We start from the raw sequence: 20,257 nt of genomic DNA, 5'->3' as shown, positions 1-20,257 counted from the left end.
GCGGATGGATGCCACGAACTCTGCAGATTTGCGCTTCGCCACCTTGCATGACATCCCCGCATTGGTTGCGCTGGTGACCTCCGCCTATCGCGGCGATGCCAGTCGCGCCGGCTGGACTACCGAAGCCGATCTGCTGGAAGGCGAGCGCATCGACCCTGCCGTGTTGCGGCATGACCTTGCGCGAGCACGCAGCAAGATCGTGGTGTTGGAACAGGCCGGCAACCTGCTTGCCTGCGCACATGTGGCCGAGGATGACGGCGCAGGCTACTTTGGCATGTTTGCGGTCGCCCCCACCTTGCAAGGCGGCGGCATTGGCAAGCGACTGTTGGCCGAATGCGAGCGCATCGTCCAACAGGACTGGCAACTCCCCGTCATGCGCATGACGGTGATTGACGTGCGCGATGCACTGATCGCGTTTTACCAGCGCCGCGGCTACCACCGTACTGGCGTATTCAAGCCTTTTCCATATGGCGATGCACGCTTCGGTCATCCCAAGCGGGACGACCTGCGCTTTGAAGTCCTCGAAAAATCCTTGCTTGAAACCTCGCTGCCCGTGGAAACCACTGCATGAGCGACATTTGGACCTTCGTCTGCACCACTGCCGAGCTGCTGCCCGGCGAAATGAAAGTGGCATTCGATGACATCACCGGGACACCCATCGCCGTGTTCAATCTGGATGGCATGCTGTACGCGCTGGAAGACCAGTGCACACATGAGGATTTCGAGCTGTCGGCCGGCCATTTCGATGCCGGCAGCGGCGAAGTGGAATGCGTGCTGCATGGCGCAAAGTTCGATGTTCGCGATGGCAAAGCACTGTGCGCGCCCGCCTATGAGCCAGTGGCAAAGTTCCCGGTCAAGGTCGAAAACGGCCAAGTGCTGGTGCGTGACGATCGCTGATTTGCTTTGTCCACCCTCATTATTGCATTTGCGAATCATTCTCGTTAGCATGCGCAACTTCGGCGCGTTTTGCGCTGCAACATGCCCATGAGACCCCATGTCGCCTTCCTGTTCTGCTGCTTTTCGTCCGCTTCGCACCCCACTGACCTTGGCCATCGGCCTGATCCTGAGTGCCCACGCCTTTGCCGGTGACGCCAGCGAAGAGGACGCCAAGCGCGACCCCACGAAGAATGTGGATACGGTGATCGTGGTCGGCCAACGCTACCTGCCGGACTATCAGGTGCGGCAAACGCGCAGTGCCACCAAGACCGACACCCCGCTGATCAATGTGCCGCAAGCCGTCACCGTGATTACCGACAAACTGGTGGCCGACCAGGCCATCACCACCCTGTCCGATACCTTCCGTTACATCCCCGGCGTGGGCACCTCACAGGGCGAGGGCAACCGCGACCAAGCGGTGATGCGTGGCAACAGCAGCAATGCCGATTTCTATGTGGATGGCATCCGTGATGACATCGCCTACTACCGCGATACCTACAACCTGGAGCGCGCCGAAGCATTGAAAGGTGCCAACGCGATGATCTTTGGCCGTGGCGGCAGCGGCGGCGTGATCAACCGCATCACTAAGTTGGCCGATGGCATGAACCATGCCAGCGGCACCTTGCAATTGGGCTCCGGCCTGCGCCGGCGTGGTACCTTGGATTACGGCATTGGCTTTGGCGAGTCGGCCGGCTTCCGCCTGACGTCGGTCTATGAAAATTCGAACAGCTTCCGTGACGATGCGTATTTGAAGCGCTACGGCATCAACCCCAGTTTCAGCGTTGACGTCGGTGCGGCCACACGCCTGCAACTGTCGTTTGAAAGGTTTCACGATGACCGCACCGCTGACCGCGGCATCCCATCGTTCAATGGCCGCCCGGTCAACACCCCCCCATCAACGTTCTTCGGCAACCCAAAACTCAGCCGCACCGAAGCCGATGTGGCGGCGTTCGACGCCATCCTCGACCACGCATTCAGCGACAACCTCAACCTGCGCAACCACCTGCGCCTGGCCAATTACGACAAGTACTACCAAAACATTTTCCCAAGCAGCGTGGATGCCAGCGGCACACGGGTGACGCTGGCCGGTTATCGCAGTGACAGCTCGCGCCGCAACCTGTTCAACCAAACGGATCTAGTGTGGAAAGTGGCGTCCGGTGCGCTCCATCACACCGTCCTTGCCGGTGTGGAGCTGGCACGCCAGGCTACGGATAACTACCGCACCACCGCATACTTTGCACCGGGCGCGAATATCGTTCCGCTATCCAACCCCAACGTCAATGTGCCGGCAACCTTCAGCCAAAGTGCTACCGATGCCGACAACCACGGCATCGCCAAAACCGCGGCGCTGTATCTGCAAGATCAAATTGAATTCTCGCCGCAGTGGCAGGCCATCGTAGGCGTGCGCCACGACGATTTCCGCGTGGACCTGCACAACAACCGCAATGGCCAAAACTTCAGCAGCAGTGACGGCATGCTGTCGCCGCGTGCGGGCTTGATCTACAAGCCGCTGGACACGGTGTCGTTCTACGCCACCTACAGCAAAGCGTTCCAGCCACGCGCCGGGGACCAACTGGCCTCGCTGTCGGCCAGCAATGCCGCGCTGAAGCCGGAAAGTTTCCGCAACCGCGAAATCGGCGCGAAGTGGGATATCCGCAAGGATCTGCAAGCCAGTCTTGCGGTGTACCGCTTGCAGCGCAGCAATGTCGCAGTGACGGATCCTGCGGATTCGACCAAGCTCATCTTGGTTGATGGCCAATACAGCAAGGGCGTGGAAATTGGCCTGGCCGGCCGCCTGACCGAGCACTGGCAAGTGATGGGCGGTTATGCGTGGCAAGACGGTGAGATCACCACCACGCAATCGGCCACGGCGGTAAAAGGCAACACGCTGGCGCAACTGCCCAACCATTCGGCATCGCTATGGAACCGCTATGACTTCAGCGACCGGTTTGGCGCAGGACTGGGCGTGATCTATCGCGGTAATTTTTATGCCAGCGTGGATAACATGGTCGCCATTCCTGCATTCACCCGCGTGGATGCCGCGTTGTATTGGACGCTCAACCCCAGCTTGCAGCTCCAGCTCAATGTGGAAAATCTGGGCAACATACGCTATTTCGCCAGTGCCAACAGCAATAGCAATATCAGCCCCGGCGCACCGCGCAGTGCATGGGTCAGCGTGAACTTCCGGTTCTGAGTATCACGATGGACACCACCACGCAAAATCGCCGCCGCAATATCACCTACCGCTGGGTGCGTCAGCTGCATTTATGGATTGGCGCCTGGGGCGCACTGGCCGCAATGTTGTACGGCTATACCGGGCTGGTGATGAACCATCGCATCGGGGATGGCGCTTGGCCACAAGGCGATAGCACCGAAACCGCACGCATCACACTCCGTATTCCGGCAGACGCCCGCGCAACACCAGAGCAGCTCTCACTGTGGTTGCGCCAGCATCGGCAATTGGATGCCCAGCTCATCCGCAAGAGTGGGCCGGGTGGCAGTGAAGGCAAGCCTGCCCCGAAGTGGAATTTGAGTGGCGGCACGGCGGGCAATTCGTGGTCGGTGGAATACATGCCGGGTAGCGACACCGCCACCCTCAAGCGTAGCCATCACTCGCCGCTGGCCGCACTCAACCGCCTGCACAAAGCCATTGGCGGTGGCCTGCTGTGGGTGCTGCTGGCCGACAGCTTCGCCATCGGCATGGTGTTGCTGGGCCTGTCGGGGATCTGGATGTGGGCCCGTGGCCGCAGCCCGCGCACACTGGTCTTCAGCGTGATGGGGCTTGCCACCTGCGTGTTTGCAGCCATTGTGGGCTTGGCGCTGGCTTGACCTTGTGGCTACCACACGCCTTCCAAGATGGAAGGCGTGTGGCGGGTATCACGCTGCCAGCAACCCCGCCGCCGCCACGATGTCCTCATCCTTGGGGATGACCAGGAACGCCGCGCCGGCCAGCGGGGTGTAGGTATCCGCCCCCACCACGCGCTGGAGTGGCTTGCCGCCGTGGCCGGCTTCGGTGATCGCGGTGATCACGCCTTCGCTGATACCGGCGCTGTGGCGGCCTTCATCGACCACAAGGATGCGCGCACATTCACCGGCATGTTTGGCGATGGCGGCGTGGTTGAGTGGCACCAGCCAGCGCAGATCCACCACCCGTACCTTCCAGCCATGCGTGGCCTCGATCTGGCGTGCGGCGCGCAGGCTCATCGGCATGCCATTGCCGAAGCTGAAGATCACGCAGTCGCTGGCGTCCGGGTGGTACACACGTTCTTCGCCCAAGGTCAGGGCTTGGTTGGGCGCCGGGTAGTCGGTCAGCCATTGGCCATCGCCGGCCGCGTACAGATCCTTGGTCATGTACAGCGCAATGGGTTCGAGGAAGGCGCACACGCGCCCGTCCACTTTGGCCAGCGCGGCCAGCGTGCGCAGCATCATCGCGGCATCATCACCCCGCGAGGGACAACCGACCACCAGCCCCGGAATATCGCGCAGCGCAGTCACCGAGTTGTCGTTATGGAAGTGCCCACCAAACCCACGTTGGTAGCCCAGCCCGGCGATACGCACCAGCATCGGGTTGGCAAATTGATTATTGCTGAAGAATTGCAGCGAACACGCTTCGCCACGCAGCTGATCAATCGCGTTGTGCAAATACGCCAGATATTGAATCTCGGGAATCGGCAACATGCCCATGTTGGCAAAGCCCTGCGCCATGCCGAGGATCATGGTTTCATCCAGCAACGTGTTGAACACGCGCTTGTTGCCGAAGGCCTTGTGCAGGCCCTTGGTGACCGTGTACACGCCGCCCTTTTGCGCCACGTCCTCGCCGAACAGCAGCGTCTCTGGATATTTCGCAAACAAATCGTGCAACGCTTGATTGATCTGGATTGCCAGATGCTTCTGGACTTGCTTCTCCGGCAACTTGTCCTCGCTACCGAAGGCTTTGATGCGCGCCTCCAGCGATGGCATCCGCACCGCTTCCGCGGCCACCTTGTCCGGCGTGTACGGGGCCAGCGGGGCCATCACGTGCTCGAGTGTTTCGATGCGCGGGCGCTGGTCGGCATCTTCGGCGGCGGCAAAACATTTGCGCCGGGTGTCCTCGTACAGCGCAAGGATCTCGTCCTTGCCCATCAAGCCCGACTCCAGCGCGATGGCCGCGCTGCGCAGCAGTGGATCGGTCGCTTCCACCGCGCACAATTCTTCAATCGAGCGCCACTCGATTTCAAAATCGGTGCCGGCGTGACCCATGATGCGGTTGGTACGCAGATGCAAAAAAGTGGGCCGGCGCGTCTTGCGGCAGTGCTCTACCGCACGCAGCACATCACCGTAGCCGGCGGCCAAATCCAGCCCATCGGCAAAGAAATAGTCCAGGTCCGGACGGTGCTTGAAGTTCTCCACGATCCAGCCACTTGGCGTTTTTACCGAGATGCCAATACCGTTGTCTTCGCACACATAGAGCACCGGTGCGGGCAGTTTTTGATAGGCCGTCCAAGAGGCGGCGTTGAACGCGGTCTGCGCGCTGGCATGGTTGCTGGAGGCATCACCGAAGGAACAGATAGCAATACTATCCTCGGGGATTGGCAATGCATGGCCAATGCGTTTGCCCGCTTCAATCGCCACCGCCGTGCCCAATGCTTTGGGCAGGTGCGAAGCAATCGTCGAAGTTTGTGGCAACACCCACAACGGCTTGCTGCCCCACACTTTGTGGCGGCCACCGCTGGCCGGGTCTTCGGCGCTGGCGGCAAAACTCAGTGCCGAATCCATGATCGGATCCATGCCGGGCAATTTGCGGAAGCGCTCGGCCATGAAGCCGCCGCTGCGATAGTGCAAGAAGGCCGGGTCGGTATGCCGCGCCGCCCGCGCCACCATCGCATTGCCTTCGTGACCGCTGGAGCCAATGGTGTAGAAAACCTTGTTTTGCACGCGCAGCACACGCGCCATCAAATCCAGATGCCGTGAAATCAACTGCGATTCAAACAGCTCACGAAAGCCCTGCGCAGTGAGTGCACTGCCCTCGAGGATGGCTTCCCCCGGCGCCGGCTTTGACTGTGGCGTGCCCGCCCAACCTTTCACAAACTCGCTGAAATTGACATCGCAAATTTCAGCGCGGTTGAGCCCCTTCATGCGGGCCGGAATGGGATTGGGAACGGTGGCGAAGCTCATGCTGTTCTCGTGATTGAATTAAGGCAGGTGTCGTTGTTGCCAATGCACACGGGTCTGGCCCCAGACCTCGATGGCCACATGTTCAAACGGCGGCGGCAAGGTGCCCGGGCCCTGCAGCGTCGAGCCCAAGCGCTTCGCCACATTTTGTGAGGCGATATTGTCCGGATCGATGCAGTGGATGATGTCGCTCCAGCCGAGGCTGGAAAATGCCCAATCAATGGCGGCACTACCGGCTTCTGTGGCAAAGCCTTTACCCCAAGCACGCGGGTGAAACGCATAGCCAATCTCGTTGCCCGGCCAGCCTTCCGGCTTCCACGGCCCGATCTGGCCCAGCCACAATCCGGTGGCCTTCTCAATCACCCCAAACATGCCAAACCCCTGCACCAGCCACGCGCCGGGTTGCCACAGAAAACGCCGCCAAGCTTCCGCACGGCTCACCGCGCCACCGATGAAGCGCGCGGCATCGGGATCGCCCTGCATCTGCGCGAAATCATCGAAATCTTCGGCATGCGGTGGGCGCAGGATCAGCCGCTCGGTTTCGATGTGGATGTCGGGGAACGCCATGATGATCTCTCCGATTTGTCATTCCAGCAAACGCCGGAATGACGAGCAAGATCAGAACGCGTTGATGCCGGTCAGCTCGCGGCCAATCACCAACTGGTGCACGGTCTCGGTGCCTTCATAGGTAATCACCGATTCCAGATTCAGTGCGTGGCGAATGGCGGCGTGCTCGGTGGTGATGCCGGCACCGCCCAACAGGTCGCGGCACTGGCGGGCGATGTCAATCGCCATGCGGCAGTTGTTCCACTTCGCCAAGCTCACCTGTGCCGGCTGCATGGTGCCGGCATCTTTCAGGCGGCCCAATTGCAGCACCAGCAATTGCGCGGTGGTGATGCGACGCGCCATGTCGGCCAGCTTGAGCTGGGCGCTTTGCGTGGCCGCCACCGGGCGGTCGAACAAGATGCGTTCTTTCGAATAATTCAGCGCTTCATGCAGGCAGGCAATCGCCGCACCGATCGGCCCCCAGGTGATCCCGTAGCGGGCTTGGGTCAGGCAGCCCAGCGGGCCTTTCAAGCCCTTCACATTGGGCAGGCGGCTGGCATCAGGTACGCGCACATTGTCGAAGAACAGCGCGCTCGTCACCGACGCACGCAGACTCATCTTGTGCTTGATTTCCTGCGCGGAAAAACCGGGCATGCCCTTTTCCAGCAGGAAGCCCTGGATACCGTCGTCGGTCTGCGCCCACACGATGGCGATATCGGCCAGATTACCGTTGGTAATCCACATCTTGCTGCCATTGATCACCCAATCATCGCCGTCGCGCTTGGCGTGGGTTTTCATGTTGGCCGGATCGGAACCGCCGTGCGGTTCGGTCAAACCAAAGCAGCCGATCACCTTGCCTGCCGCCATGTCCGGCAACCAGCGCTGGCGCTGCTCTTCGCTGCCATAGGCATAGATCGGGTACATGCACAACGAGCTTTGCACCGACACGAAACTGCGAATACCCGAATCACCGCGTTCCAGCTCCTGGCAAATCAGGCCGTAGCTGACGCCATTCAAACCCGCGCAACCGTACTTCTCGGGAAGCGAGCTGCCCAGCAGCCCCAGATCGGCAATTTCCGCCACCAATTCCTTGGGGAAACGGCCCTGGTCGAAGGCATCGCCAATGATCGGAATCACGCGTTCGTCGGTGAAGCGCGCCACGGTGTCCTGCACCGCACGTTCTTCTTCACTGAGCAGGGAACGGACATCAAACAGATCGTACGGATGCAGGGCCATGGATGCGAGGTCGATTTGGACGAACCGCCATTGTAATCGCGCAGGCCGTGCAATCGGTACGTTCGATTTGCCCAATTATTCTGTGCAAAATGCCGTTCTTGCCAGTGTCCGCGAACGTTCTGCCGGAAAGCAAACGGGGCCGGAGTGTCCGGCCCCGTTGGGGCGGTTCACGACTGTCGCAACAGGCTCAGCGACTGACCGGCCCCTCGACCGATGCCGTTTGCGTAACCACCTGACCATCGATCACAGGCAACTGCGTGCCCGGCGCATGATCCATGCGCACGGTGCGCTGCTGGCCGTTGTAGCGATAGGTGACGTCATAGCCCACGGTCCTGCTGCCATCACCCAACGCAATGCGACTGCCGGGCTTCTTGTCCATGCGCATCTGGCCGGTGCTGCCATCGGGATTGCGATAGGTGACGTTCCAAGCCACGGTTTGCGAACGGGTGGAGGACGCATTCACGGTATGGCATTGACGCTCGGTGCGATCGACCACGCGACCACCCTGGTGGCGCTTGTCGATTTCATGCCCGAGATAGCCGCCACCGACCGCACCGGCCACAGTCGCGGCCTTGCGGCCATTGCCACGCCCCACCTGATTGCCCACCAAACCACCGATCAGCGCGCCGGCCACCGTGCCACCGACATTGCCATCGCGTTCGGGTAAACGTTCTTGCACTACCACGTCACGGCATTCCTGCTGCGGCGTGTTGACGGTATTGGATTCGCGAATCGGCTCACTGCCAATCACGCTGGCATACAGCGGCTCGCGTGCGTTGATTGGTTTGACATCCAGCACATCGGCATAGATCAAGCCAGTTGCAAGCGGGGCCGCCATCGTCGCTGGTGCAGAGGCAGTTGCGGTGGTCGGTGCAGGTAATTGTGCGGCGACGGGCACGGCCTGTGGCACGGGAGTCGTGTTTGAGTGACTGCGGCTATTCATGTAGCCGGCGGTGGCCACGCCACCAACCAATAAGGCGGCCACAGCGACGGCGATGGTATTGTTCTTGGGCATGTTGGCTACTCCGCTGGGTGTTCCCCTGATCCGCAGTCGATTTCAGCACGCGCCAGCTGAATCTTCACCAAGCCATACCCGCCGCAGGCACACTGCGTTTGTCCCTGTTCAGCAAGGGCTGCCTATCTGCAGGAGCAATCGCAATCTACGACCACACAAATCAAAACCGCTAGCTGGGATCACCCTCACGCAGGCCGACATTGGTCGGTGCAGCCTCATAGATTGCACGATCAAGCATCCCGGTTTCTTTCGCCACCAAGACCGGCACCAACACCTGGCCGGTGACATTGGTCATCGTGCGCATCATGTCCAGCACGCGGTCGATGGCATACAAATAACCGATGGTCTCCAGTGGCAACCCTGCCGCCGACAACACCACGGTGGCCATGATCACGGCGGTACCCGGCACCCCGGCGGTACCAAAACTTCCCAAGACCGAAGCCAACGCGATAATCAGGTATTGCGTCAACGACAATTCAATTCCCGCATATTGCGAAATAAACACTGCGGCCAATGCAGGGTAAATCGCGCCGCAACCGTCCATTTTGATGGTGGCCCCCAGCGGGACCGCGAATGCGGCGTAATCTTTGTCCACACCCAAATTGTGGGTTGCACTGCGCAGCGAGACCGGCAGCGCGGCAAAACTGCTGGAGGCCACAAAGCCCACTTCCATCGCCGGAGCCGCACCCCGGAAAAACTTCAGCGGGTTAAGCCCGTGCAGCAGCAACAAACTGCTGTAAACAACTGCCATATGGAACGCGCAAGCGGCGTACAGCGCCACCACAAACATCAGCAACGGCCGCAGCTGATCAAACCCATAACCACCGACCAAGGCCGCAATCAAACCAAACGTCCCCAATGGGGTGAACTCCAGCACGTAGCGGGTGACCTGGATCATCACCTCACTGGCTTCGCCCACCAACTTGCGCACGCCGGCTACTTTTTCGCCCAGCTTGACCATCGCAAAGCCGACCAGCCCCGCGAAGAAAATCACCTGCAGCACGGTGCCATTACGCGGCACCAATACTTTCGTGCCATCACTCAATTCCGCGCTTGCCGCACCACCCAAGGCTTGGAAGGGGTTAGCTGGCACCAGATTCATCAGCATGTCCAGCGCACTGGGTACATCCTTGGGCGAATAGTCCGATGCAATCTTCAAAGTGCCTACGCCGGCACCCGGCTGGATCAACCAGCCAAACAACAAGCCGACGCCCACCGCCAGTATCGCAGTCAGTGCAAACCACAAAAAGGTGCGCCCGGCCAGCGCGGCGATGGATTTTTGCCCGCTCAAGGAAGCCACCGCATTGATCACGGCAAAAAACACCAAGGGCACCGCGATCATTTTGATCAGCGTGACGTACAGATCCCCCAACGGGCTGAACCAGGCATCTGCATTCGGCCCGAAGATCCATCCCGCCAGCGCGCCCAGCACGAAGCCCGCGGCCACGCGCTTCCAGAACTTGATGCGGAACCACCAATCAAACATGCGGGCGAGCTCATCCAAACCAGCGCAAACGATACCTGACGGCTCGTCCTTGCGGCAGTGTCATGCGTGCAACACTGCGGACTTGGATACAAGCCATAATGATGCAATGACCATCTCGCATCGCATCGCTGGCCCACTCGCACTGACCTTCAGCCTGGTGCTTGCCGCCTGCGCCAGTGTGCCGCCGCCAAATCCTGCAGCCAGTTCCATCCAGGTCGATGTTCCCCGCGTGGCGCACCCGGCCGGAGAAACGCCTGCTTGGTGGTACCGTGATGGAGCCGCACAGGCTGCACAGCGCGGCGCCATGAGCGGCCGGGCCAAAAACGTCATCGTGTTCCTGGGCGATGGCATGAGCCTGACCACCGTCGCCGCAGCACGCATTCTGGAAGGCCAACGCAAGGGCAGCAGTGGCGAAGAAAACCGCCTGAGCTGGGAGGATTTCCCGGCCACCGCCCTTAGCAAAACCTACAACACCGACTCCCAAGTCCCGGATTCGGCCGGCACCATGACGGCCATTACCACCGGCGTGAAATCGCACATGGGTGCCATTGGGGTTGCCGCCGGCGACAAAAACAATTGCGCCGACAGCTTGGACAAGCACACCCAAACCTGGCTGGAATTGGCCGATGCCGCAGGCCTTGCCACTGGCATCGTGACGACCGCACGGATCACCCATGCCACACCGGCGGCGACCTATGCACACGTACCCAATCGCAACTGGGAAAACGATGCCACCCTGCCCGCGCAGGCAGTGACTGAAGGCTGCAAGGACATCGCCCTGCAATTGATCGAGGCCACCCGCGCCGGGCGCGGGCCATCGGTCTTGCTGGGGGGCGGTCGCAAAGAATTCCTGACAACAGCCGACAGTGATTCACGGCTTGCCGACAAACACGGCCTGCGGCGTGATGGGCGCAACCTGATTCAGGAATGGCAGCAGGCACACCCGCAAGGGGCCTATGTCGAAACCGCTGCACAATTGGCCGCTCACCCCAACAACACCCCGGTCTTGGGGTTGTTCAATTACGACCACATGCAATTTGATGTGGATCGCAAAGCCGATGGCGCAGTCGAACCCAGCCTTGCCGATATGACCGCCGCTGCCATCCGGCAGTTGTCTCGCCATCGCGAGGGCTATGTCCTCATGGTCGAAGGTGCACGCATCGACATGGCCAGCCATGATGGCAACGCCTTCCGCGCACTCGATGAAACCATTGCGTTCTCGGATGCAGTACGGGTTGCGATGGACATGACATCAACCACGGATACCTTGATCCTGGTAACCGCCGATCATTCGCACACCCTCAACTTTGTCGGTTACCCCACGCGAGGCAATCCCATCCTGGGCAAGGTGCGCGGCAGCAACAGTTTTGACGGCGTACCCGGCAAGCTGGCGCTGGATTTGGCGGGCCTGCCTTACACCACCCTGAACTATGCCAACGGCGCAGGCAATACCGGCGGCACCGACGCACAACCGGCTGGACCCAAGCGCTATCCGCACTGGCCCAGGCAGCTGGTAATGCCCGCCAGTGGCCGGCCTGACCTGTCCAACGTGGACACCACCGCCGTCGATTACATGCAGGAAGCGTTGGTACCACTCAACGGCGAAACCCACGGTGGCGAAGACGTGGGCGTGTGGGCCAGCGGCCCCGGCAGCCACGCGGTGCGTGGCTCGCTGGAGCAAAACGCGCTGTATCACATCATCGTGCAAGCCACTCCGCGCCTGCGTGCGGCGCTGTGCGCCAAGGGCGCATGTGACGGCAATGGCGTACCGGTGAATCTGCCAAAACCGTGACATGTCGGGCGCAGCCAAGCGCTGCTCTCACCCAGCTCAAAACGGCTTGGCCAACACCAGCCACACGATCATCACCAGCAGCGGCAATGGCAACTCATTGAACCAGCGCAGTGCCGTGGAGGATCCCAGCTGCATGCCTTGCGCTGCACGCTTCAATTTGCGACCACTCACGATGTAGTACGCCAGCAACAGTGCCACCAGCAGCAACTTGGCATGCAGCCAGCCACCGGCGATGTGGAAATGCAGCCACAACACCAAGCCCAGCAAGAATGCGATGGCAAACATCACATGCCCGAAGTGGTACAACCGCCGCCCCATCAACAGCAAACGTTGGCGCACAGCGGGTGCATCGCCCACTTCGGCAAGATTGACCAAGATACGCGGCAGGTAGAACACCGCCGCCATCCATGCCATCACGAACACAATATGCAGCGTTTTGGTCAGCAAGTAGGCCATGCCAGGTCTCGAATACGAATTGCCGCTAGGATGCCACGATGAGCAAACTCTACGATCGCGCCTATTTCGACCGCTGGTATCGCAGCGGAGGAATTGGTGGCGCAGCGCGGCTGGCGCGCAAGGTAGCGCTGGCCGTGGCTACCGCCGAATACCACTTGGAGCGCCCGCTACGCAGCGTGTTGGACATTGGCTGTGGCGAGGGTGCGTGGCGCGCAGCACTGCTGAAACTGCGCCCCAAAGTACAGTACCTAGGCTTTGACAGCAGCGACTATGCGATTGCGCGGCATGGCCGCGCCCGCAATCTGCATCACGCACGCTTTGCCGACTTCCAGCATCTGCGCCCCTGTGCGCCGGTCGATCTGTTGGTGTGCAGCGATGTGCTGCATTATCTGGAGGCACGCGAATTGGATCTGGGCTTGCCCGCATTGGCCGAGTTGTGTGGCGGCGTGGCCTTCATCGAAGTGTTCACACGCAGCGATGGTGCGGTGGGTGACGAGCACGAATTCAAGCTGCGCAGCGCCGTGTTTTATCGCAACCGCTTGCGCGCACTTGGCCTGCACCCGTTAGGCTCGCATTGCTGGCTGTCACCGGCGCTGGTAGCACACGCCACTGCATTGGAGCTTCCAGGCTGATCCGCGACCCAGGTCACAACCGCTAACATGCGATACGGTATGCTGCATCGCCGCAAATGGGGTTGAACCACACTAATGATGCTTTACCAATGGCATGAACTCTGGCGCGCCAGCTTGGCGCCCTGCACCTATTGGGCCGACGCCGGTGCCAAGATGTTTTCCAATCATGAAAGCTGGTTGTCCAGCCTGCCCGGTGCGCCACGCACGGCGGCCTCTTATGAGCTGCTGTACCGGCTGGGCAAGGACTACGAAAAGCCGGAATTCGGGATCCATCAGATTGACGTGGAAGGGCTCTCCATCCCGGTGGTGGAGCGCGTGGCGGTGGAAAAACCGTTCTGCCGCTTGCTGCGTTTCAAGCGCTACCACGACCAAGCCGACGGGCTGGCGCGCATGAAAGATGACCCGGTGGTGCTGGTGGTGGCACCCTTGTCTGGCCATCACGCCACCCTGCTGCGCGACACCGTGCGCACCCTGCTTGCCGACCACAAGGTGTACATCACCGACTGGACCGACGCACGCATGGTGCCGGCCGAGCGCGGCGCGTTCACGCTAGATGATTACGTTGCCTACATCCAAGCATTCATTCGCCATATCGGCACCGACAATCTACACGTGATCAGCGTGTGCCAGCCCACTGTGCCGGTATTGGCGGCGATCTCGCTGTTGGCCGCACGCGGCGAAGCGGTGCCGTGTTCCATGACGATGATGGGCGGACCCATCGACACCCGCCAATCCCCCACCTCGGTCAACAATCTGGCTACCCGCCAGCCGTTGTGGTGGTTCGAAAACAACGTCATCCATACGGTGCCGGCCAATTACCCCGGCGCAGGTCGCCGCGTGTATCCGGGCTTTTTGCAACACATGGGGTTTGTGGCGATGAACCCCGAGCGCCACGGCACCTCGCATTGGGATTTCTATCAGGATCTGGTCAAGGGCGATCTCAGTTCGGCGCAATCACACCGCAAGTTTTACGATGAATACAACGCGGTGTTGGACATGCCGGCCGAGTATTACCTCGACACCATTCGCACCGTCTTCCAGGAGCACTTGCTGCCACGCGGACTGTGGGATGTGGCCGGTGAGCGGGTGGACCCCTCGAAGATCCAGGACTGCGCCCTGCTCACCATCGAAGGCGAGCTGGACGATATTTCCGGACAAGGCCAGACCCGCGCCGCACATGACCTGTGCACCGGCATTCCGGCACCACATCGCAAACACCTGACCGCGCAAGGCGCTGGCCACTACGGCATTTTCAGTGGCCGTCGCTGGCGCACCGAGGTGTACCCGCAGGTGCGGCAGTTCATTGCCGCGCACACAGGCGCCGCAGTATCCGCCACACGGCAACAGCGGGGCTCGCCGAACTGACGGGCAACAGCTACGCTTGGCACATCCATCGGAGGTGTCCATGCGTATCCACCTGCTCACGCTAGCCATCGCGGCCAGCATTGCCCTGCCCGCACTGGCCGCCGACGCCGCAACGCCGGCCAAGCAAAAATCCGCGCAAGCCATCATCGACGCCGCGCCGGCCAGTGCGTGGCGCGATCTCGATCCGGCCAATACCTTGTACATGGAGCTGGCCAGCGGCCGCGTGATCATTGAACTGGCGCCGGGGTTTGCCCCCGAGCACGTGGCCAATATCAAGACCATGGCCAAAGGCGGGTTCTGGGATGGCTTGAACATCTACCGCTCGCAAGACAATTTCGTGGTGCAGTTTGGTGACCCCGATGGCGAGGAAGCCGGCAAAGCCAAACCGTATCCTGCCGGCACCCAAACCCATCTACCCGCCGAATTCACCCGCAGCGACAACGGCGTGCACTTCGACCGCCTGCCCGATGTGGATGGCTGGGCACCGCAGGTAGGCTTTGTGGATGGCTTCCCGGTGGGGCGCAACCCCAAGACCGGCAAGGTGTGGATAACGCATTGCTACGGCACGCTGGGCGCGGGCCGCAACAATGCCCCGGATAGCAGTATTGGCGCCGAGCTGTATGTCGTCACCGGCCAATCGCCACGTGCACTGGATCATCAGCTCAGCGTGGTGGGCCGGGTGGTGAAAGGCATGGAGTTGCTCAGCGTGATCCCGCGAGGGCCGGCCCCGATGGGCTTCTACACCGACCCGAAACTGCGCACGCCGATTGTGTCGATCAAGCTGGCCAGTGAAGTCCCGGTGGAACAACGCACCCCGCTGCAATTGCTGCGCACCGACAGCCAGGCCTTTATCGACGCCACCGAGGCACGCCGCAACCGCAAGGACGATTTCTATACCGACCCACCGGGCCATATCGACCTGTGCAATGTCAGCTTGCCGGTGCGGGAAACAATGGACAAGGCGGCTAGGAAATGATTCGCCACTGCATGCAACACGAAGGCCGCCTTTCGGCGGCCTTCGGCTTACAACGTCCGGTCCACTGAACTCAGAATTCCTTGCTGAACCGTACCCCCAATGTACGCGGCTGGGCGATCACGGTATAGGGCTCGTGGCCACAGGTCAGCGCCGCGCATTGGGCGAAACGACTCATCTGCGCGCGCTCGTTGGTGGCGTTCTTCAAGAACACATCAATCGCCCAGCTGTCCTTGCGCCAACCAGCGGAGAGATCCAGCAAGCTGTAACTGTCCAGATAACCCAATAACGCGGTTTCAGCCTGCCGCATATCCACGCGCCGCTTGCCCGCATGCGACAACGACGCCTGCCAATACGCCTCGCCAGACCCCAAGTCGAAGGTGTAACGAGCATTCAAGCTGCCCTTGAAGCGCGGCGTCACCGGCAGCTGGCTGCCTGAGGGTGCCTGTGGCCCGCTGATCACATTGCCATTGGGGTCCAGGGAGCCGGCCGGGCATACGGTTTCGGGCTTGCCATCGGGCTTGAGCCAGCCGCAGAAGTTGGCGGTGAGCTTGGCGTCATACCATGCGAAACCACCGGAGATTTGCAAGTTGTAGGTGGCCGCCCAAGTCAAATCCAGCTCCAGGCCGTCGATCTTGGCCTGGTTGGCATTGCGGATTTCGGTCAACCCGTTTTGGCCCAGATAAGAGAATTGGAAATCTTTCCAGTTTTCGCGGAACAGTGCACCATTGAAGATCAAGGTATCGTCGGCCCACGACGTCTTCCAACCCAGCTCGTAGTTGGTCAGGAAATCCGACACATACGGCGGCAAGGTCCCGCGCCGATTGATGCCACCAGGGCGGTAGCCCTGCGACCACGTGGCATACACCAGCTTCTTGTCATCGATCTTGTAGGTGGCATTGAGGCGGTAGATGGCATCGTTTTCTTTCACCCCCTTATCCACCACCACGCACGGCGCACCTTCAAACGGCACCCAATTCGATTTGGCACCGTACTGCGCATAACAACCGGCTTCGCCATAGCGATTGACAGGATCCAGACTGCTGCCGGACGAATAGCCATTGGCAAACCCGAAGTAACCCTTGAGGCTATTGCGGGTGGTAAACCAACGCCCGCCGGCATTCAATTCCAACTTGTCCGTCGCATCAAAACTGAGCTGACCGAAGATCGCCTGGTCGCGGTCGCGGCGCTCCTGCTGGGTCAGCCAAATGGTGTCGGGCCAACCGCTGACCGACAACGAATCGGCCAGATTGTCGATCCGGTAACGCTGATGGATTTGGTGTTCCTGCTGCTGCCAAAACAGCCCGGCCACTACGCGGAAACGGTTGTCCTGCGGCGAGGCAATGCGCAACTCATGACTGGTGCGGGTGTAGCCATCGGTGGCTTGGATGTACTGGGATGGATTCACCAGCGCGCCACTGTTGTCGTAGAAATACGCGCCGTAGCCGGCCAGTGCGTCGTACCAATAACCGTAATCGCTGTAGTCCGATTCGGAATCCACGTCGCGCTTGAGATGCGAGAACACATAGGTCAGGTCGAAATTGCCGATCTTGCCCTCCACCGTCAGCGCCGCCTGCCACCAACGGTCATCGGACGATTCCGGATGGAAATGCTTGACCGCCATTCCTGCGGTGGATGCGTCATAGCCTGCGGCGGCACTGCCCACCATCGGGTCGATGCCGGCACTGCCGTAGGCCTTCTGCTTCTGCGCGATGATCTGCGGCGTAATCGTCCAACGATCATTGATATCAAAACGCGCAGCACCACGGAAACCGGCAGTGTCTGCGGTGTTGTAGTTGTTCTCGGCCAAGTTGGCGTTGTCGGCCACGATCCCGGAGGTGGGATACTTGCGCGTGCCATGCAGATTGTCCACATAGCCGGCATCGTGCTTTTGCCAGCCCACCAAACGCACCGCGCTGCCGCTGTTGATCGGCAAGTTGACAAAGCCTTCCAGCACATGCCCGATGCCGCCACCGTCGATGGCATTGGCTTCCACTGCAAAACCGGCCGCATAGCCGGAGGGATCTGGTTTTTTGGTGATGATGCGGACGGTACCAGCCTGCGAGCTGGCCCCGTACAAGGTGCCTTGCGGGCCGGCCAGTGCTTCGACGCGGTCGATGTCGTACATGTGGATATCAAGCGCGCCCTGGATGGTAGTGATCGGCTGCTCATCCAGATACATGCCCACGCTGGGCTGTGAGCCGGAGTGGTTGCCATCGCCACCGCTGGCCACACCGCGCATGTACACCTGCACGAAACCCGGCCCGGAGAACACACCACCACCGGCGGTGCCGTAACTCAAGCTGGGGATGAGTTTGGCGTAATCGTTGAAGCTCTGGACGTTTTGCTGTTCCAGCTGCTCATTGCCCAACACTTGCAGGCTGATCGGTACTTTTTGCAGGTTTTCCTCGCGCTTTTGCGCGGTTACCGTGACCGTGCCCAAGGTACGGGTGTCCTTGTCCTTGCCGGCTTCTTTGCTGGCAGGTGCCTGCTCAGTCGCACTTTGCGCCCATACCGGTGCGGCAAAGGCCAGTACCACTGCGGCCGCCAGCGGCAGTTTGCGGATATTGCGGAATGCGCCGCGGGAGCGACGAATAGACGTTCTGGTTTGCATCACGGACTCCCCTCCGAGTTGAAATTGCTGTTGTTGTTTTCAAGATGCCCCAAGCATCGCTCAAGATCGACCTTGATTGAATTACGTGTTTTTAACGCAAATCCGGCAACTCCTCTACCACCGGCACCTGCGGATAATGCGCCAACACCGGGCCCAATGCCTGCTTCAGCGGCCCTAGCCAAGGCTCAAAGCGCTTCCACTGTGCCAATCCGTCGGTGTAAATCGGCTGCCGCACCTGTTCCGAGCTGGCAGTACGCACCGCCCGGGTGTTTTCAAAAAAGCGCAGACAGCGCGGATCAAACGGCAACTCGCAGTAGTCCAGCAAGGCGCGCACCTGGGCTTCGGTATTGGCCACCATGTCCTCGTAGAGGACACGGTGGATGCGGCCCGGCAGTACCGCATCGAAATGCGCCATCAATGCCACGTAATCGGCATAGTAGTGGCCCATATCGGCAAGGTCGTAACTGAAGGCTTGGCCACGTGCAAAATGTTGTTTGAAATTGGAGAAACAGCACGCGAGTGGATGCCGACGCGCATCGATGATTTTGGCATTTGGCAAAATCGAATGAATCAACCCCACATGCGCGAAATTGTTCGGCATCTTGTCGATGAAAAACGGCCTGCCCTCGCGCCGCTGCGGCTGGCAGCGACGAAGATAGTCTTCGCCCAGCGCATGCAATTCCGAATGCCCCAGTCCTGCCAGCACATCGTGATACGCGGTGGTTTCCGGATTGCCATCCCGCTGACGCAACTCACGCGTGATGGCGATGATGGCGGGTAATTCCATCGTGCCTTCCACCTGCGGGTGGCTGGACAGGATTTGCTCGATCAAGGTGGAGCCGGCCCGTGGCATCCCGATCACAAAAATCGGATCCCGCGCTGTGCTGCCACTACCAGCGCGGGCGGCAAAGTATTCCGGGGTATAGGTGCGCATCGCACGCTGCGTGCGTACACGCATCATGCCGGCATCGTAGGGCAGTTGCCGGCGGCGCAACGCATTGCCACGTGCATAGTGGGCAAACGCGGCGGCATCGGCACCGGCATCTTCCTGCGCCTTGCCCAGTGCAAATTCAAGATGCAGGCGAGCATCGTCATCCAAATCCTGGCGCTGCAGTTGCACTTGCATCGCGGCGATATCAGCGGCATCAAAACGCATGGTTTTCAGATTGGCCAAACTCCACCACGCGCCGCCAAAGCCCGGGTTGATCGCCAGCGCACGCCGATACGCGGTGATTGCATCGCTGCTGCGGTTGGCAGTTTTCAACGCATGCCCATAACCCAGCCACACCTGCCATTGCTGCGGAAGTTTCGCCAATACGCCTTCGTAGGTGGTGATGGCGGCATCGAAGTCACCCAATTTACCCAGCACCACCGCACGCATGTTCTGCAAGCTCTGGCTGGACGGATCACGCGTCAGCAAGTAGTCGATTTCAACCAAGGCTTGCGCATGCCGATTGCCGCGATTGAGTACGGTTGCCAAGTTCTGGCGCGCCGCATCGAAACTGGGCGCACGCTGCAGTACTTGTTCCAGCAGCGTGATGGCCTCGTCATTGCGACCCAGTCGCGCCGCCAACTCGGCCAACATGCGTTGTGCGGCCACATCGGTGGGCTGCCTCTGCAAGCGCGCACGCAGGCGGGTTTCGGCCTCGGGCAAATCGCCTTGCGCCAACGCATCGGCCGCTTGCATCAGTTCTGCCGTGTGCACACTCAGGCGTACGTGCTGCATGTACGCCGCATCGGCGGCGTCATCATCCCCCAACCCGAAATGCGCATCGGCAAGCGCCAGCCACGCCACCGCCGAGCCCGCTTGTGCCTGCACCAGCGGCCGCAAAATTTCGACAGCCTGCGCAAACTGCCTCTGCGCGGACGCCGCCAGACCCGACAGCAGTACGCCAGCGGGGTGGCCCGGCACACTGGCCAGAATTTCACGCGCTTGTTGCGCAGCCAGCGCTGGTGCGGTTTCCAGCAATTGCAGGCCATGTGCCAGTGCGACATTCACACTGGCCGCTTGGTCTTCCATGTATCCACTCCGCTTATCCGTGACCATCGGCATGT

General features: G+C 60.6%; 16 protein-coding genes. 8 read left to right on the top strand and 8 right to left on the bottom strand.

Features of this window, described 5'->3' with window-relative positions:
• Positions 1–4 precede the first annotated feature (4 nt).
• The 4 genes from K7B09_RS02990 (at position 5) to K7B09_RS02975 (ending at position 3,765) form a co-directional block, all read left to right on the top strand.
• Positions 5–571 (top strand): GNAT family N-acetyltransferase, encoded by a 567-nt coding sequence (locus K7B09_RS02990; RefSeq protein WP_223626618.1) that lies wholly within the window; start codon positions 5–7, stop codon positions 569–571.
• Positions 568–897 (top strand): non-heme iron oxygenase ferredoxin subunit, encoded by a 330-nt coding sequence (locus K7B09_RS02985; RefSeq protein WP_223626616.1) that lies wholly within the window; start codon positions 568–570, stop codon positions 895–897. The genes K7B09_RS02990 and K7B09_RS02985 overlap by 4 nt, the downstream gene beginning before the upstream one ends.
• Positions 898–994: 97 nt before the next feature.
• The gene (locus K7B09_RS02980; RefSeq protein WP_223626614.1) at positions 995–3,130 is read left to right on the top strand and encodes a TonB-dependent receptor; all 2,136 of its coding nucleotides are present in this window, start codon (positions 995–997) and stop codon (positions 3,128–3,130) included.
• 8 nt (positions 3,131–3,138) lie between these two features.
• Positions 3,139–3,765: a PepSY-associated TM helix domain-containing protein gene (locus tag K7B09_RS02975; RefSeq protein WP_223626612.1), complete on the top strand. Its 627-nt coding sequence runs from the start codon at positions 3,139–3,141 to the stop codon at positions 3,763–3,765.
• 48 nt (positions 3,766–3,813) lie between these two features.
• On the opposite strand, the gene K7B09_RS02970 is transcribed toward K7B09_RS02975, so the two are convergent.
• The 5 genes from K7B09_RS02970 to K7B09_RS02950 all read right to left on the bottom strand — a co-directional run bounded on the left by K7B09_RS02970 (position 3,814) and on the right by K7B09_RS02950 (position 10,370).
• Entirely contained in the window at positions 3,814–6,090 is a 2,277-nt protein-coding gene (locus K7B09_RS02970; RefSeq protein WP_223626610.1) for a thiamine pyrophosphate-dependent enzyme, read from the bottom strand.
• Between the two features lie 18 nt (positions 6,091–6,108).
• Positions 6,109–6,654, bottom strand: a complete 546-nt coding sequence (locus K7B09_RS02965) for a GNAT family N-acetyltransferase (RefSeq protein ID WP_223626608.1) — start codon at positions 6,652–6,654, stop codon at positions 6,109–6,111.
• Between the two features lie 51 nt (positions 6,655–6,705).
• Positions 6,706–7,869 carry an acyl-CoA dehydrogenase family protein gene (locus K7B09_RS02960; RefSeq protein ID WP_223626605.1) on the bottom strand — a complete coding sequence of 388 codons (1,164 nt, stop codon included), beginning with the start codon at positions 7,867–7,869 and terminating at the stop codon, positions 6,706–6,708.
• 187 nt (positions 7,870–8,056) lie between these two features.
• A complete protein-coding gene (locus K7B09_RS02955) occupies positions 8,057–8,884 on the bottom strand; it encodes a glycine zipper 2TM domain-containing protein (protein WP_223626603.1) in 828 nt (275 codons plus the stop codon).
• Between the two features lie 169 nt (positions 8,885–9,053).
• Entirely contained in the window at positions 9,054–10,370 is a 1,317-nt protein-coding gene (locus K7B09_RS02950; RefSeq protein ID WP_223626601.1) for a dicarboxylate/amino acid:cation symporter, read from the bottom strand.
• Between the two features lie 106 nt (positions 10,371–10,476).
• On the opposite strand from K7B09_RS02950, the gene K7B09_RS02945 reads away from it, so the two are divergent.
• Positions 10,477–12,162 carry an alkaline phosphatase gene (locus K7B09_RS02945; RefSeq protein WP_223626599.1) on the top strand — a complete coding sequence of 562 codons (1,686 nt, stop codon included), beginning with the start codon at positions 10,477–10,479 and terminating at the stop codon, positions 12,160–12,162.
• Between the two features lie 36 nt (positions 12,163–12,198).
• Here the strand turns inward: K7B09_RS02945 and K7B09_RS02940 are convergent, their stop codons facing one another.
• The gene (locus K7B09_RS02940) at positions 12,199–12,618 is read right to left on the bottom strand and encodes a CopD family protein (RefSeq protein WP_223626597.1); all 420 of its coding nucleotides are present in this window, start codon (positions 12,616–12,618) and stop codon (positions 12,199–12,201) included.
• A gap of 38 nt (positions 12,619–12,656) precedes the next feature.
• Here K7B09_RS02940 and K7B09_RS02935 point away from each other — a divergent pair, with 38 nt between their 5' ends.
• The 3 genes from K7B09_RS02935 to K7B09_RS02925 all read left to right on the top strand — a co-directional run bounded on the left by K7B09_RS02935 (position 12,657) and on the right by K7B09_RS02925 (position 15,591).
• Complete coding sequence (locus K7B09_RS02935) at positions 12,657–13,250, top strand: class I SAM-dependent DNA methyltransferase (protein WP_223626595.1); 594 nt, start codon at positions 12,657–12,659, stop codon at positions 13,248–13,250.
• A 78-nt stretch (positions 13,251–13,328) separates the two neighbouring features.
• Complete coding sequence (locus K7B09_RS02930) at positions 13,329–14,615, top strand: polyhydroxyalkanoate depolymerase (protein ID WP_223627730.1); 1,287 nt, start codon at positions 13,329–13,331, stop codon at positions 14,613–14,615.
• A gap of 40 nt (positions 14,616–14,655) precedes the next feature.
• The gene (locus K7B09_RS02925; protein ID WP_223626592.1) at positions 14,656–15,591 is read left to right on the top strand and encodes a peptidylprolyl isomerase; all 936 of its coding nucleotides are present in this window, start codon (positions 14,656–14,658) and stop codon (positions 15,589–15,591) included.
• A gap of 70 nt (positions 15,592–15,661) precedes the next feature.
• Here the strand turns inward: K7B09_RS02925 and K7B09_RS02920 are convergent, their stop codons facing one another.
• Positions 15,662–18,202, bottom strand: a complete 2,541-nt coding sequence (locus K7B09_RS02920; RefSeq protein ID WP_223626590.1) for a TonB-dependent receptor — start codon at positions 18,200–18,202, stop codon at positions 15,662–15,664.
• Between the two features lie 91 nt (positions 18,203–18,293).
• Positions 18,294–20,222: a tetratricopeptide repeat-containing sulfotransferase family protein gene (locus K7B09_RS02915; RefSeq protein WP_223626588.1), complete on the bottom strand. Its 1,929-nt coding sequence runs from the start codon at positions 20,220–20,222 to the stop codon at positions 18,294–18,296.
• Positions 20,223–20,257: the final 35 nt, after the last annotated feature.

This window comes from Thermomonas beijingensis (assembly GCF_020034655.1).
GTDB lineage: Bacteria > Pseudomonadota > Gammaproteobacteria > Xanthomonadales > Xanthomonadaceae > Thermomonas > Thermomonas beijingensis.
This window is presented reverse-complemented; position numbering and strand designations above follow the sequence as displayed.

Coding starts and splice junctions, on each gene's coding strand:
- K7B09_RS02950 (WP_223626601.1), bottom strand. CDS start 10,370: ATGTTTGATTGGTGGTTCCGCATCAAGTTCTGGAAGCGCGTGGCCGCG.
- K7B09_RS02915 (WP_223626588.1), bottom strand. CDS start 20,222: ATGGAAGACCAAGCGGCCAGTGTGAATGTCGCACTGGCACATGGCCTG.
- K7B09_RS02920 (WP_223626590.1), bottom strand. CDS start 18,202: ATGCAAACCAGAACGTCTATTCGTCGCTCCCGCGGCGCATTCCGCAAT.
- K7B09_RS02980 (WP_223626614.1), top strand. CDS start 995: ATGTCGCCTTCCTGTTCTGCTGCTTTTCGTCCGCTTCGCACCCCACTG.
- K7B09_RS02965 (WP_223626608.1), bottom strand. CDS start 6,654: ATGGCGTTCCCCGACATCCACATCGAAACCGAGCGGCTGATCCTGCGC.
- K7B09_RS02935 (WP_223626595.1), top strand. CDS start 12,657: ATGAGCAAACTCTACGATCGCGCCTATTTCGACCGCTGGTATCGCAGC.
- K7B09_RS02925 (WP_223626592.1), top strand. CDS start 14,656: ATGCGTATCCACCTGCTCACGCTAGCCATCGCGGCCAGCATTGCCCTG.
- K7B09_RS02975 (WP_223626612.1), top strand. CDS start 3,139: ATGGACACCACCACGCAAAATCGCCGCCGCAATATCACCTACCGCTGG.
- K7B09_RS02930 (WP_223627730.1), top strand. CDS start 13,329: ATGCTTTACCAATGGCATGAACTCTGGCGCGCCAGCTTGGCGCCCTGC.
- K7B09_RS02985 (WP_223626616.1), top strand. CDS start 568: ATGAGCGACATTTGGACCTTCGTCTGCACCACTGCCGAGCTGCTGCCC.
- K7B09_RS02955 (WP_223626603.1), bottom strand. CDS start 8,884: ATGCCCAAGAACAATACCATCGCCGTCGCTGTGGCCGCCTTATTGGTT.
- K7B09_RS02940 (WP_223626597.1), bottom strand. CDS start 12,618: ATGGCCTACTTGCTGACCAAAACGCTGCATATTGTGTTCGTGATGGCA.
- K7B09_RS02945 (WP_223626599.1), top strand. CDS start 10,477: ATGACCATCTCGCATCGCATCGCTGGCCCACTCGCACTGACCTTCAGC.
- K7B09_RS02990 (WP_223626618.1), top strand. CDS start 5: ATGGATGCCACGAACTCTGCAGATTTGCGCTTCGCCACCTTGCATGAC.
- K7B09_RS02970 (WP_223626610.1), bottom strand. CDS start 6,090: ATGAGCTTCGCCACCGTTCCCAATCCCATTCCGGCCCGCATGAAGGGG.
- K7B09_RS02960 (WP_223626605.1), bottom strand. CDS start 7,869: ATGGCCCTGCATCCGTACGATCTGTTTGATGTCCGTTCCCTGCTCAGT.